Annotated in this window: 11 protein-coding genes; 1 reads left to right on the plus strand and 10 read right to left on the minus strand. The window is 61.5% G+C overall.

Annotated elements, in window-relative coordinates; genetic code table 11:
- A partial coding sequence (locus tag NKJ06_RS30750) for a beta strand repeat-containing protein (RefSeq protein WP_352634847.1) occupies window positions 1-3,426 on the minus strand: 3,426 nt, incomplete at its 3' end.
- A gap of 324 nt (window positions 3,427-3,750) precedes the next feature.
- Between NKJ06_RS30750 and NKJ06_RS30755 the strand changes: the two genes are divergently transcribed.
- Window positions 3,751-4,695 carry a transglutaminase-like cysteine peptidase gene (locus tag NKJ06_RS30755; protein WP_352634849.1) on the plus strand — a complete coding sequence of 315 codons (945 nt, stop codon included), beginning with the start codon at window positions 3,751-3,753 and terminating at the stop codon, window positions 4,693-4,695.
- A 24-nt stretch (window positions 4,696-4,719) separates the two neighbouring features.
- On the opposite strand, the gene NKJ06_RS30760 is transcribed toward NKJ06_RS30755, so the two are convergent.
- The 9 genes from NKJ06_RS30760 to NKJ06_RS30800 form a co-directional block, all read right to left on the minus strand.
- Window positions 4,720-5,361, minus strand: coding sequence for a ribbon-helix-helix domain-containing protein (locus tag NKJ06_RS30760; RefSeq protein ID WP_352634851.1), 642 nt, complete (start codon window positions 5,359-5,361; stop codon window positions 4,720-4,722).
- Window positions 5,351-6,640 carry an HlyD family type I secretion periplasmic adaptor subunit gene (locus tag NKJ06_RS30765; RefSeq protein ID WP_352634853.1) on the minus strand — a complete coding sequence of 430 codons (1,290 nt, stop codon included), beginning with the start codon at window positions 6,638-6,640 and terminating at the stop codon, window positions 5,351-5,353. Before NKJ06_RS30765 ends, NKJ06_RS30760 begins: the two co-directional genes overlap by 11 nt.
- 42 nt (window positions 6,641-6,682) lie before the next feature.
- Entirely contained in the window at window positions 6,683-8,815 is a 2,133-nt protein-coding gene (locus tag NKJ06_RS30770) for a type I secretion system permease/ATPase (protein WP_352811823.1), read from the minus strand.
- 39 nt (window positions 8,816-8,854) lie between these two features.
- A complete protein-coding gene (locus NKJ06_RS30775; RefSeq protein ID WP_352634856.1) occupies window positions 8,855-10,303 on the minus strand; it encodes a TolC family outer membrane protein in 1,449 nt (482 codons plus the stop codon).
- A 354-nt stretch (window positions 10,304-10,657) separates the two neighbouring features.
- Window positions 10,658-11,194, minus strand: a complete 537-nt coding sequence (locus tag NKJ06_RS30780; protein ID WP_352634858.1) for an invasion associated locus B family protein — start codon at window positions 11,192-11,194, stop codon at window positions 10,658-10,660.
- Entirely contained in the window at window positions 11,191-11,658 is a 468-nt protein-coding gene (locus NKJ06_RS30785) for a DUF4189 domain-containing protein (RefSeq protein WP_352634860.1), read from the minus strand. Before NKJ06_RS30785 ends, NKJ06_RS30780 begins: the two co-directional genes overlap by 4 nt.
- Before the next feature lie 49 nt (window positions 11,659-11,707).
- Window positions 11,708-12,394 carry a hypothetical protein gene (locus NKJ06_RS30790; protein ID WP_352634862.1) on the minus strand — a complete coding sequence of 229 codons (687 nt, stop codon included), beginning with the start codon at window positions 12,392-12,394 and terminating at the stop codon, window positions 11,708-11,710.
- Between the two features lie 13 nt (window positions 12,395-12,407).
- Window positions 12,408-12,986, minus strand: coding sequence for an invasion associated locus B family protein (locus tag NKJ06_RS30795; protein WP_352634864.1), 579 nt, complete (start codon window positions 12,984-12,986; stop codon window positions 12,408-12,410).
- 8 nt (window positions 12,987-12,994) lie between these two features.
- Window positions 12,995-13,815, minus strand: an 821-nt coding sequence (locus NKJ06_RS30800) for a YadA-like family protein (protein WP_352811826.1), incomplete at its 5' end; no start/stop codon positions are given.

Below are 13,815 nucleotides of genomic sequence, written 5' to 3' on the forward strand. Positions count from 1 at the left end.
CAATATTCCGGCAACCGTGCCGATCGTCAGATCCGTCACGTTCTCCGCATGATTGGCAAGCACGCCATCATTGACCGCAACCGGCGTATCGTCATCGATCACCACGGTGAAGCTGGTGGTGCCGGTGGAGCCGTCGGCGTCCGTCACCGTCGCCGTGACCGTGAACGGCGCCGTGTTGTCTTCCGTGCCGCTAACCGAATGCTGGACCGGCTGCAGCAGCGTCATGATGTAGTTCGCGCCGCTGTTGGTGACGTTCGTCACCGCGATCGTGAACACCTGGTTGGCCGCGAGGCTGGGATTCGTGCCCTGCACGTAGCCGATCAACTGGCTGCCGACCCATATCGTGTCGACCGCAACCCCGGCCAGCGTCTGCAGGCCCGTCGCATTGCCGGACGTCGACAGCGCAACGCCGCCGATTTGGTCGGCGCCAAGCGTGTAGGAGATGTGGCCCGACAGCACCGGCGCATCGTCGCCCGAACCGCCCGCGTTGCCGCCAGCTCCGGCGATGTCGTCCTCGTCGGCGATCAGGTTAGCCGGCGCCGCCCCCATCGTAACCCCGGTGTCCGTCAGCGTCACCTGGAACGTCGCCGTCGTGGTGTCACCGTCGCCGTCCTTGATCGTATAGGTGAAAGTCTCGTTGACCGTCGCCCCGTTCGCCACGTTCAACGTCGTGTTGGTGTAGACCAGGTTGCCACCGACAATGGCGACCGTGCCGCCATGGTCGCCAGCCCCGATCACCAGCGAGCCCGACGCAGCCGCACCGTCCGCGCCGTAGTGGTCGTTGCCCAATATTCCGGCAACCGTGCCGATCGTCAGATCCGTCACGTTCTCCGCATGATTGGCAAGCACGCCATCATTGACCGCAACCGGCCCGTCGTCGTTGACCTTGACGGTCAGAGACGCATTGGCCGTGTCGTTGTCACTGTCGGTGACCTTTACCGCGAAATTTTCCCCCGTCGCCTGGTCGGCGGCCCCGATCTGGTTGGGATTGGCGTTCGCCACGTTATTCGAGAGCGTGTAGCTGTAGCTATAGACGCCGCCACTTAAGGTCACGGTCAGTACGCCGTTGACACCCTGAACCGTGCCACCAGAAGTGACATCCACCAAGGTGCCGTTCTTGTCCATCACCTCGAGCTTCTGCAGTGTGTCGCCGCCCGTCGTGATGTTGAACGTGCCCTCCGTGGTTTCCGATTGATCCGAGTTCAAGGCCGGATCGGCAACCTCGCCTGTTCCCGCCGGCAGTCCCTTCTCGTCGACAACCGCGGTTGCGTTGACCGACGGCGTCCCACCATCCGGCGTCACATCGATCGTCGGCGTCGAGTCCTTCAACAGGTTGATCGTCACCGTCGCCACCGACGAATCGCCATCACTGTCAACGATCTGGTACTGGAACGTCACCGTCCCTTCCTCGCCGGCAACCGGCGCGTAGGTGAAGGTGCCGTCATTGTGGTAGGTAACCGTTCCAGCGCCGCCGCTGAGCGAGTTCGCCACATAGCTCACCTTGGCCGAATCGGTGATGGCCACTCCGTCCGCGCCAGGCACGTCGTTGGCAAACACGTTCACCGTTACCGCCGCGTTCTCGCTCGCTTGCGTGGCGCTGTCATCATGCGCCGTCGGCATGTCGTCGACGATGTTGATGGTGAGCGTGGTGGAGGCCGGGTCGCCGTCGGTATCAACCACCTGGACGGCGAAGTCGTCATGGGTGGTGTTGCCCGAGGTGTTGTCCAGCAGCGTGTAGGAATAAGTGTAGCCGGTTCCCGGCGTGCCGGTGATGGTCAGGTCGCCATACTGGCCGTGCACCAAAATGCCGCCGGCCGCATTGGTCACCTCGATCTGGGTGTTGTCCTTGTCGGTCACATAGAGGTGGCCGATCGTGTCGCTGCCCGTCGTGATGTTCAGCGAGCCCGTCGCCGTCTCGCTCGGATCGCTGTTGTTGGTGCCGTTGTTGTCGGCGATCTCGCCCGAACCCGCCGGCTCGATACCGCGCACCGCAAGGCCCGCTTCGTTCACCGCGCTGTGCCCCGATGCATCTGGAGCCTGAGGCGTCACATCGATCGTCGGCGTCGAGTCCTTCAACAGGTTGATCGTCACCGTCGCCACCGACGAGTCGCCATCACTGTCAACGATCTGGTACTGGAACGTCACCGTCCCTTCTTCGCCGGCAACCGGTGCGTAGGTGAAGGTGCCGTCATTGTGGTAGGTGACCGTTCCGGTGCCGCCCGCCAGCGATCCCGCGACATAGCTCACCTTGGCCGGATCGGTGATGTTCACCCCGTCCGCGCCGGGCACGTCGTTGGCGAACACGTTCACCGTCACAGCGGCGTTCTCGGTCGCCTGCGTGGCGCTATCGGCAACCGCCGTCGGCACGTCGTCGATGATGGCGACGGCAAAGGTGGTGCTGGCCGTATCTCCGTCGACATCCGTGACAGTGATGCTGAAATTGTCCGGAACCGTGTCGTTCTCGTTGAATCCGTCCCCCTGCTGGGGATGAGTGACCGATTCGGTCACCGTGTAATTGTATTCGATGGCGCCGGTGCTCGGATTATAGGAGACGATCGTCAGGAAGCCGAAATCGCCCGGGATCTGCTGGCCGACACCGGTGACGGTGACGCCGTTGATGACGATCGACCCGATTCCATCCGGCGCATCGATGCTGATCGTTCCGACGCTGGAGGTTTCCGAATGGCTCGGCGCATCACTGCCCGGCGATTGACTTCCGCCGCCATCAAGGCCGGTTTCGCTGGCCGCTTCGCTGGGAGCAAGCAAGGACGTGGCAGTCACTGTAACCTGCCTGTCGACGATCGAGGGGAACAGTTCGCGCCGGTCCAATTGACCAAACTGCAAGGCTGTCGGCGGCAACAGGGCCGACAGGTCGAACCCGTCGCCGATGCCGCCGGGGGGGACCGAGAAGTCTCCGCCTGCGCTCGAGTTCGAACCGCCCGGGCCGGCCGATATGGAACCGTCGGCGCCGAAGGCGACGTCGACGTGGCTTGCTTCCAGCGCTGCCAGCAAGGCAACGCGCGGCACCTCGACGTCGCCGATGATGAAGGTCGGCACGTGCAAGGCGCCGTCCTTGATCACGATCACCGAGCCGTCGGCCTGTTCGAGCACAAGGTTGTTGCCGTCGACCTTGATGTTGTCGATGGAAACGTTGGACGGAAGTTTTACGATGTTGCCAGCGTCAGCCACATATTCGTGTGGTGCGGCCGCAGCGGGTGCGTTTGCCGTCGCCGGCGCCTCCGGCTTGGCGGGCGCTCCGCCGACATCGACCGGCACCGGTTCGGACGCTGCCGGGGCGGGCTGCTGTGCCGCCGTTGCCTGTGCGACCTGCATCTCTGCTGGCGAAATCTGACTGTTGTGTTCACCGGACGCGGAATGGTCGTCCATGGAACCCGAAAAGCTGTCCAGATCGATATTGGTGGTCATTGCTGAAACCCCTCCGTCATTTCCCGGAAAGAGACAGTGGCCACCTCTGCTTTGCAACAGTCCTGCAATCTATTTCATATATTCCGATATGCATGATTCGGCATTTTTTACACGTGGTAAACTACAACAATATAACCTGATATATATTGACGTCCGCGGGTGCCGAATGGGTGGGGGCGAGCCGCGATTCTTTGGTAAATAGAAGTATAAATTTGCATAAAATTTTATGCAAAACAGATGAAGTGATTTGGGGGAAAGTTACCTACCTTCCTTTCCAATAATTTGAGACAAGATTGGTAGCGTCCACAGTCAAAGGTGGGCGTCATGAAAAAAGAAAACTCAGCCTCGGGAAAAACCGGGCTCAAAGTGTTCCTGCTGGCAATCGGGCTTGTCGGCCTGGCAGGGCCATCATTCGCGAACGCCGTTTCCGGCGATGTCGCCGCCACCGGCACGCTTCTGGAAAAGGTCCAGACAACGCCCTGTCTCGGCGGTGTATCGTTGGCGAGGCCTCAGCCCTGGCAGCCAGCGGCCCCTTACCGGATCGGCATGGTGTTCGGCAGCTATGGCCCGGCGGTTGCCGATCGAGGCAACGGCCCATCAATGGCACAAGATGCGGCCGGGATAGATCCGGTGCAGACGGCGTCGATCATTCCGGGCGTATTCGGATCGGTTGCCTTGTCCATGCGCAATTTTCCGGTCGCGGCGCGCTGGGCACCCGTCTACCGGGCAATCACCGCCTGCTCGGCGGGCAGCGCCTGCGAGCGCAAGAGCCCGGCCTTTGCCAGTATGGTCTCCGTCGCTCAAGGCAAGGGATTCAGCGAGAAACTGTCCTTCGTCAACAGCAGCGTGAATCGCCTGATCGCCTATAGGAAAGACAGTATCGTCTACGGCAAACTCGACTATTGGGCGAAGCCGTCGGAAATTCTCGAACGGCGAGCCGGCGACTGCGAGGATTTTGCCATCCTCAAGATGACGGCTCTGCTTAGGGCCGGCATTCCAACGCAGAGCATGGCGCTGGTTGTTCTCCAGGATCGCAAGCGAGGCTTCTTTCACGCAGTGCTGTCGGTGAGCACAGGCAGCGGCACCTTCATTCTCGATAGCCTGAGCAACATGGTTGTGCGCGACAGCGATCTGCCGGATTACGTTCCGCTCTATTCGTTCAGCACGGACCGGGCCTGGATCCACGGCTCGAGACCGGGTGGGGCCCAGATGGCCGACGTCAAAGGCGGTTTCGCAACCGTCGCACCTGGCGAAGGTTTTCAGCCGTAAGTTCTTGTTGGATTGGCCGTGCATTCAGCCGGCGAAGACGAACGCCATCAGCAACTCCGGCTCGACCACCGGCGCGCGCACCGCATTCAACTGCCCCCGATATCGACGCTCACCGGCGCCGATGACAAAGCCGGTGGCCACCGGCGTTTCGCCATTGGCATCGAGCCGCGCGAAGATATCAGCCACATTGAGGTCCAGCGCCAGCTTGAGGTCGTTTCGCGCATCATCACTCGGCGCTATCGGCAGTTGACGCTTGACCAGCTGCTGGAAAGGCGCGTTGAACGTCAGGATCTTCTTCGACGAAGCCAGGGCAAAGGCCGGTGACGGGCAAGCGACCAGTATGGCGTTGATGGTATTGATCGACGCAAGCCTTCGCAAAGTCAGGTTTTCGTCCGCCAATCCGCGCATGCAGGCCACCCTGATCGCAGATGTCAGGTTGCCTGTCTGCGCCTGGCTTTCGGCGATCTCGTCGATGAGCATGCCGATTGTGCATTTCCGGTTTTCGGCCATCTGCTTCAGCGCCATCCAGAATGCCCGCTCCAGACGAATGCCGCGTCGTATGCCGCCGCGCGCCACGACCCGAAATTCCAGCCCGAAATCCGCAGCTGTGACTGAAGGCAGCAGCCGCTCGCGATCGGAATGATGGAGGCTGGCGCTACCGCTCACTCATCGCCTCCTCACGCGCCTTGTTGATCGGCTTCAGGAGGTAGTGCAGGATCGTCTTGCGCCCGGTCTTGATGTCGACTGAACAGATCATTCCGGGGATGATCGAATAGGCTTTGCCGTCTCTCAGAAGTGTCGATTTGTCCGTCGCCACACGCACCTGATAATAGGGTTCCCCTGTCTTCTGATCGACCAGGCTGTCGGCCGTGATATTGGAGACCTTGCCTTCGATGCCGCCGAAGATCGAGAAATCATAGGCGGTGACTTTGATAAGTGCTTCCTGGTCGGGGCGGATGAACGCGACATCCCGTGGCGAGACCCGTGCCTCTACCAGCAAGGTCTCGGAGGTTGGCACGATGCCGGCCACGACGGCGCCAGGCTGGACGAAGGCACCGACCGTATTCAGCTCCAGCGTGTTGACGATGCCGTCCACTGGAGACCGGATATCGGTGCGCGCGACCTTGTCGGTCGCCCCCCTTATGGTTTCATCCACCACCGAAAGTTCCGCCAGCGCCTGGGTAAGGTCGTCCAACGCCTCCTGCTGCAATTGCAGGCCAAGTTCTTCGACCTGAAGCTGAGCTTCCGTGATCGCCGCCTTGGCCTTCTTGACGGTCTCGCCCGCCAGGTTCAGCTGACCGTTGAGTTCGGTTTGTTCACGCTCCACCCGGAGCTGCTCGGTCCTTGCCATCAGGCCTTTCTTGACCATCGCGTCGACCAGTTTTGCCTCCTGGTCGCTGACGGCCAGGTTCTTGGTCAGACGGTCGGAATTGGCGATCGCCTCGGCCAGTTCCTTCTCGCGCTGATCGAGGCGCGACTTGAGCACGGATAGCTTGTTGTCGAAATTCCCGCGTCGGGCGATGAGCAGCTTCTGTTCGTTGTCGCAGATTTGCGGAGCGATCGACTGAATGTCTTGCGGGCACGGAAATGGGCCCGAGAGATTGCCGGCCTGTTCGTATTTCAGCCTTGCTATGCGCACTTCCAGAGCGCGCGCCTTGGCCTGCTGCTCGCCAAGACTGGACGTGTTGAGCGTGTTGTCCAGGCGAATGATGAGATCGTTCTTCTTGACGATCTGGCCGATCGTCACCGCGATTTCCTGAACGACACCGGCTTCACTCGCCTGAATGATCTGCGTCTTGGAAGCGGGTATGACCTTGCCGTCGCCGCGTGCGATCTCATCGACTTCGGCAAAGGATGCCCAGGCGACAAAAACGACGAAGAGCGCTCCTATGATGAATATGGACGCCGACGCAAAGAGCGGCGGTCGATCTTCCCTGGCAAGCATTTCCCACGCCCCAACGCATTGGATGCATTACTATTTGTTCTATCAGGCGCTTGTTTTCTGCAACGCCTGTATGACTTGGTCCTTCGGTCCGTCGGCAACGATCTTGCCCCGTTCGACAACGATCAGGCGATCGGCCAGTTCAAGCATGCTGAAACGATGTGTGGAGACGATCAGCGTGGTGTCTCGGTCAAAGGCGACTTTGAGCTGCTTGATCAACTGGCGTTCCGATGCGAGATCCATCGAGCCCGATGGTTCATCCAGAAAGACGATTTTCGGCTTGGTCAAAAGCAGGCGTGCGATCGCCACCGTCTGCCTCTGGCCGCCGGAAAGATTGGTGCCGCGCTCCCCGACATTCATGTCGTAGCCGCGCGGGTGGCGCGAGACGAAATCGTCGACGCCGGCCGCCTTTGCCGCTTCGATGATCTGCTCATCGGTAGCCTCGGGGCATGCCATCAGGAGGTTTTCCTTGATGGTGCCCGAGAACAGATCGCCAGCCTGCGCAACGATGCCGACCGCGGCGCGAACCTCGGACGGGTGATACTGGCGAATATCGATCCCATCCATCAGCAGCTCGCCGGAAGTCGGCAGGAAGAGCCTGCCGATCAGCCGGCCCATCGTCGTCTTTCCCGATCCGATGCGGCCGATGATGCCGATCCGCTCGCCCGGCTTCACCGAGAAATTCAGGCCGGTCAAAACCTCGTTTTCCGTGCCGGGATAGACAAACCCGACGTTTCTGAACACCATCGCCCCGTTGCGAATGGGGCGGTTGACGAAACCCACCGTATCGGGTCGGTCTTCCGGCTGAGCCATGATCGAGTTCACCATCCTCAACGAGAGCATGGCCTGGCGGAACCTGGACAGCGTGATGGCGATCTGGCCGAGCGGAGCCACGGCCCGGCTCGCCAGCATCACCGTTCCTATGATCGCTCCCGTCGAAACATGCCCTTCCGAGAAGGCGTAGGCACCGGCCACCACCAGAGCGACGGTCACCAGCTGTTGTATGGACTGGGTTATGTTGCCCGCGGCCGCCGAAAGCTGCTTGATCTTCTCGGACGTGTTGGCGGCGTTCTTGGAGTGCTCCCCCCATTTTCGCAGCAGATACGCCTCGGCGCGCAGCGACTTGATCGTCTCCAGCGTGGAGATGGATTCGACCAGCAGGGATTGGCGTTGCGAGGCTTCGTTCATCGAGGCGGCGACGCGCTTGCCGATGCGGCGCTGGGTAATCAAGCCGACGATGACGGACATCACGAAGGCCAGCGCCGGTATGACCACCAGCCAGTCGCCTATCGCATAGATGACAAGGAGAAAGACGAAGACGAATGCCGTGTCGATGAACACGCTGATGGTGTTCGAGGTGAAGAACTCCCTGACGAACTCATATTGCGTGACCCTGTTTGCGTATTCACCGGTCGAACCGGGACGCGCCGACAGCGACGAGTTCAGCACTTTCTCGAACAGGAGATAGGATATCCGAAGATCCGCCTTGCGCCCGGCATAGTCGATGAGAGAAGCCCTGGCCGTCTTCAAAAGCAGATCGAACAGGATGACGGCGCCAATGCCGATTGCCAGAACCCACAGCGTCGATATCGCCTTGTTCGGCAGGATCCTGTCGTAGACGTTCATCGTGAAGATGGGCGAGGCTATGGCCAGGACGTTGATGAACACCGCCGCCAGAACGACCTTCGAATAGGTGCGCCAGAAAGCGCCCATCGTCCCCGTTAGCCAGTGTCTCCGCTCGATCTTGGCCGCCGAGCCGACCGACATGCCCTCGGCGGCATTGGCATAGGTGATCGAGAAGGACGCTCCGCCGCTGATGTAGCTGGCGGCGAGTTCCGATCTGCCGATTGCGGTGCGGCCGTCTTCCTGGGGCGCGGTGATATACGCACCGTCTTCGGTTTGAGCGAGCAGGGCAACGGGCAACTGGCTGACGCGAAAGACGATGGCCGGCAGGTCGATGCGGCCCCTGAGAAAGTCGCGATGGCTGAACTCGGTGACTTCCATGCCGATGCGCTCGGCAAGGTGCCTGATGTCGTCGATTTCAATTCGCGTGTCCGAGAGCGGCACGCCGGCAAACAGCACGGTCCCGGCGCTCGGCCTGCCGAGATATCCGGCAACAGCTGAGAAGCAGGCCTTGAACGCCTCCTTGGGGGAGAGGATGTTTGGTTGCTGGTTCACGATCTGCCCGTCGGGACTCTCGCTAGACCTTGTGCTGTCTTATTTCTTCCTGACAGGGGCGAGGATATCGAAAGGCAGGTCGTTCTTCTGCTCCGACGGCGTCCGCGCATAGGTTTCGGTGTCCGCGGTTTCCGGTGCCGCAAACTCGGTTCGCGCATAGGCCGTCGCTTGTTTCGCCGGCTGGAGGTTCATCGTTTTCAGCAACTGTCCGGTCGCGGCCAGCAGCCGGTACTGGGCAAACAGCGATGCATAGGACGAGGTATCAGCCAGCGTCGCCGTGTTGAACCGCGTATTCTGTGCATCGAGCACGTCGAGCAGGGAACGCTGTCCGACTTTGAACTGCTCGCGATAGGAAACGACCAGCTTCTCACTGGAGGCGGCCTGCTGCCTCAGGGTCTTTGCCAGATCGGCTTGCCGGAAACGGCGATCCCATGAGGTGCGAACGGCTTCCTCGATTTCGCGCTGGACCTGATGCAGCGCCAGGCGCTGTTCGCTGGTACGGCGGATCTGCTCCTGCTCGTTGGCCTTGTCGATACCGCCGCGGTAGAGGTTCCAGCGCAGGACCACACGCGCCTGCAGGTCGGTGGTGTCGCCATCGTCGCCGTCAATGTCAGCTCCCGCCCGGGCGCGACCTTCAGCGATTATGGAGGGGCCAAATTTTGCCCGCGCGGCATCCACGAGGGAAGCCGCCGCGTCGATGTCGCTGTTGGCCATATGTACGCGCGGATTGCTTTCCCGCGCCAACCCTATTGCCTCGTCAAGCGAGCGTGGGAGCGCGGCCGAGACATCGCCCGGCCTCGAAGGGCTGGTCAGTGGCTTTCCGACTGTCTTGAAGAAGCGGATCTTGGCCGCTTCCAGTTCCTCGGTCGCCTCCTGCATGCGCGCCTTGGCTGCGAACAGCCGTTCCTCGGCTTGTTGACGGTCGGCCTCGTTCAGTGCGCCGCCCGAGATGCCTTGCCGGATGTCGCCCAGAATTGCCTGGTGGAAGCCGAGATTTTTCTTCGCTTCGGCAACGATCGAAGCCTGCAGCATGTATTCCAGGTAGTCCTGGACAACGGACAGCCCGATGAATTCGGACCGTTCCAGCACCCGGAACGAAGCGCCGTCGACGCGCGATGCCTGACGGTTCAATTCGGCCCGCCTTGCGCCGCTGTCATAAAGCGTCTGCGAAACGGTAAGATCCGTTTCAGCCGGATAGAGTGAATCGTCCTCTATCGACAGTGAGCGCCGGGATGGATTGTCGAGCCGGCGAACGCCGGCCGATGCCTCGACATCGACACTGGGAAGATAGAGGCCCTTGGCCTGCCGCAGCTCGAACTCGATTGCTTCGCGGTTTTCGATTGCCTGTCCAATCTCGGGATTGGATTCCACCGCAACGGCCATCGCCTCCTTGAGCGTGAGCGCATGAGCGCCCCCGCAGGTCAGCATGGTGGCCGCCATCAAAAGACCAAGGCGCTTGCCTATGGTCGACATGCTTGTCGTATTCATATGAACCCACCCTACGGTTTCCCCAGCGCCCCTATTACTTGAGCGCTATGGCCAAGCCAAGGCCTACCTGTTGGGGGATTATTCACAGATTCATGAAATTTGTGAGCGATTATTGGTTTAGCCGCCACTAAAATGGCGATTCAGATCAGAAGAGCGGCGGGATGTAACAAAAATGGCACATAGATATCGGCCCGCTGCGGTTGTATCCGGACGCCGCCACGTGTGGGAAAGCACAAGAAGACGAAAGCCCGCTGGCCGATGCAGCCAGAATCATATCGGCTATTAGCGGCCGAAGCCGGGGCTGGATCGCTATTTCGGACAGTTCCACGAGGTGCAGGCTGGCCCCGTTTTTCTTCAACGCGCGCTTAACGCAGCCATACGGTCGAGTGCCGAGGTCAGGCCATGCAGCGACACCGGGAATGTCATCGGGGTCTCGGCGTTCGTAGTGACGTTGAGCTTCAGCACCGAGCCCTCTCTCATCTTTCCAAGTATCGGCCGGTCGATGGCAAAGACCGCGAGGCAACCCGTTGGCAAGCAGGTCCTGAAGCGCTGCGGGGACAAAGGCGGCTGATCGTCGATTTGGAGCGTCACGCCCGAATCGAGCAATATGCCGAAGGGCAGAAGCAGGGTAGCCGTCGTCGAACCGTCCGCGCGTCCCGCGATCTCCACCGCAAGAAGCCTCTGGCCGTTCTGCTGGACCTGGTCCTGCGAAAGTGAGCACACCCTCGCCTTTTCGCGAATGGAACAGGCCACGCTCCAGTCCTGATAGACTTCGCGCAGCGACGATGGTCCGTCGGGAACAGCCGCCACCTGTTGCTGGGCCAACGCCGGCGACATCAATGACAATACGATTGCCCCACATGCGGAGACGGCCTTGAGGCCACGCTTCATGTACAAACCCACTCGCGGATGTTGCATTTGCCTCCCGCCGCCTCGCAGGCTTGCAAAGCGAGGTCTTCCGCTTCCTTGCGGGTCTCGGCGGAGTTCACGCCCCAGGACGTCAGCCGGTCGGACTGCTTCTTCTCGGCCACGGCCAGGGCGCCGCAGTGCTTGTAGGGAAAGCCGGTCTCGTCGTCGTCGTTCCAATGGCGGTGGTTGCGGAACACGGTGACAACAGTGCAGCCCTTGCCGCCGGCGTTCTCGCAGTATTTCATCGCGGCGTCCTTCGCTTCCTGGCGCTTGTCGGCGCCCCAGAAGAAGCCGTGCTTGGTGTCGGCGCTGGAGTAGGCGATCGCCCCCCAAATGCCCTTTTCCTCCTTCGGCTCCGGCTCGGGTGGCGCCACCAGATCGGCCGACACGACTTGCCCGCTCCACAGCAGGGCCATGCACAAAACTGCCAGACGTCGCGATTTCATGGTCTGCAATCCTTTCCAGGAGCCCTCGCCCATTCGCCTATCCCGTGTCTCACTTCGACGCCGACGCGATGGAAATCACCACGCAGCTATTGCCTGTCGGCAGGAGAAGCGCTTCACCCGAATTGCCGCCGAGCTCGTACACTTCGACCTGCCCGAGATGGTCGGTAATCTTGCTGCCTTGCGGAAGAACGGACGGGATCTCCGAACACGGGCTGGCGAACGGCGCCACCCGCACCATCGCGCCTTCGCAACCCGACGCGGTGGGCGATGCGAAAACCACGCCGGCGGCCGGTCCGCTGTATTTTTCCGTCGCATAGTCCATGCCGACAAGGGCCTGCACCGCGTGCTTGTCGGCGGCCTGGTCGTTCCACAAGGATTTGACGCTGTATTTCGCGCCCGTCGTCAGAACCTGTCCGAGCACCGGAAAGATTGTCGAGCAGGCCTGCACGCCGGCCTGCTTGACGTGTTCGAGGAAAGGCGAGTCCGGCAATGTGGGCGGCGCCGTCCCGGCCTGCGCGGCGGTCGGGGTGCCGACGAGACCGGCGATCGCGGCATAGTTCGCGGCAGCGAATCCGATGCCCATCATGGCCAGCCCCAGCAGCGAGAAGCCGAGAACGCGCGGCCACCGCCGCTGCCGCTCGGCGATCCTATTGCGATCGGGCTCGACGGTCCTCTTGCGGTCCGGCTCGACGCTCGGGCCACGCGTTGCGGAGATGAACGGGTCTTGCTGGCTCACGATGCTGCCTCGGTTATTTGACTGGCGAAAGGGCTTCCGTCAGCCCTTTGAGTGTTGCGGTCACGGTGATCGTCTGGCCGTCGACGGTCGCGTAGGAGATCGCCGGCGTGGCGCTCTGCGATATCTGCTGGCGCATGACGGGTCCGACCGGCAGCATACCGACGCAGACCATTTCGTTGCAGCCGTTCAAGTGAACGTCGATTGCCTGGCTCCGCCCATCGAACTTCAGCGATACCAGGCCGTCGCTCTTGGCGTTCGGCGCGGTGCGCAGGATCATGTACGGCTTGCCGTCCTTGGTGGCCGCAAGCGACCAGCTGAATGCGACTTTTCCCGCCTGGTCCTCGATAATCTGGGTGACGTTGCAGACCTTCTGGCGGGCCTTCAGGTTCTCGTCACAGATCAGCGTCCAGTTCTCGAACGGGCGAGTGGTCCGTTGATATTCGCCAAGCTTTACGTCCGGAGGCACCGCGACTTCGGAAGGCTTTATTCTATAACCGGCAGCAGGGACCGCCTCCTGCCCGGCTGCGCACAGGCCGGACAGGAGCAGGCAAGTCATGGAAATTGCGACAGCAGAGACTGCTTGCCTCATCATTACCTGGCTCAGTTCAGAGTAAGGCTGACACCCGCGCCAACACCCCAGTGCCCGCCCGCGGCCGTGCCGGACACATTCGCTCGAACGCGTCCTTCCTCACTGGTGTAACCCGCACCAAACGCGAGGGCACCTTCACCGCGCCAGAGGCCTCCGCCGGCCGCCACGCTCAGCTTGCCGGGACGGTCGTCGTACCGCAGCGAGGCGGCCGCCAGGCCGATCGCGGCGGCTTGGCGCGCTTCACTCCGAACCCCGCCCATGTCCATGTTCAGCTGGCTAAGTTTGGAGTCCGTGTACGCATTGGCTTGCTGGAGCGTGGTGCCCGCCACCTTGTCGGTATAGGTTTTCGAATCCGCCAGGTTGAACGACAACCCATCCGTGAGTTGCTTGACGTTGACCGCATCATTGTTCGCGACGCCCGCCCCGACATTGTGGATGACCACCGGCGCGTTCGGGTCGCCGCCGGCGAGCGTTAGCGAGTTGGATTTGTTGCCGTCCACGTTCTTGTCGTACTGGACGGAGAACTCAGTGAGATCGCCGACACTCCCTTGCATTGCCTCGACTGCCTGGTTGGTCGCAAAGAGCTGGCTGCCGTTGATGGCGTCGGTGGAGCTGGAACTGATCCGGCCCGCCGCCACATTGGTGACGGTGCGCTCGTTGCCGACGCTGCCTACGCTCACCGTGCTCGTCGGAGCGGTTCCGGCAAACGTGTAGTTGACGCCGTTGATCGTGGTGCCGGTGGTGGCGACCGCCGCTGCCGTCGTCGAGCCCGCGCCGAGAGCGACGCTGCCCGGCTCGTTGGCCGTGGCGCCGGCGCCAAGCGCCATTGCCT

It is taken from the genome of Mesorhizobium sp. M0293 (genome assembly GCF_040321735.1).
Classification (GTDB): domain Bacteria; phylum Pseudomonadota; class Alphaproteobacteria; order Rhizobiales; family Rhizobiaceae; genus Mesorhizobium.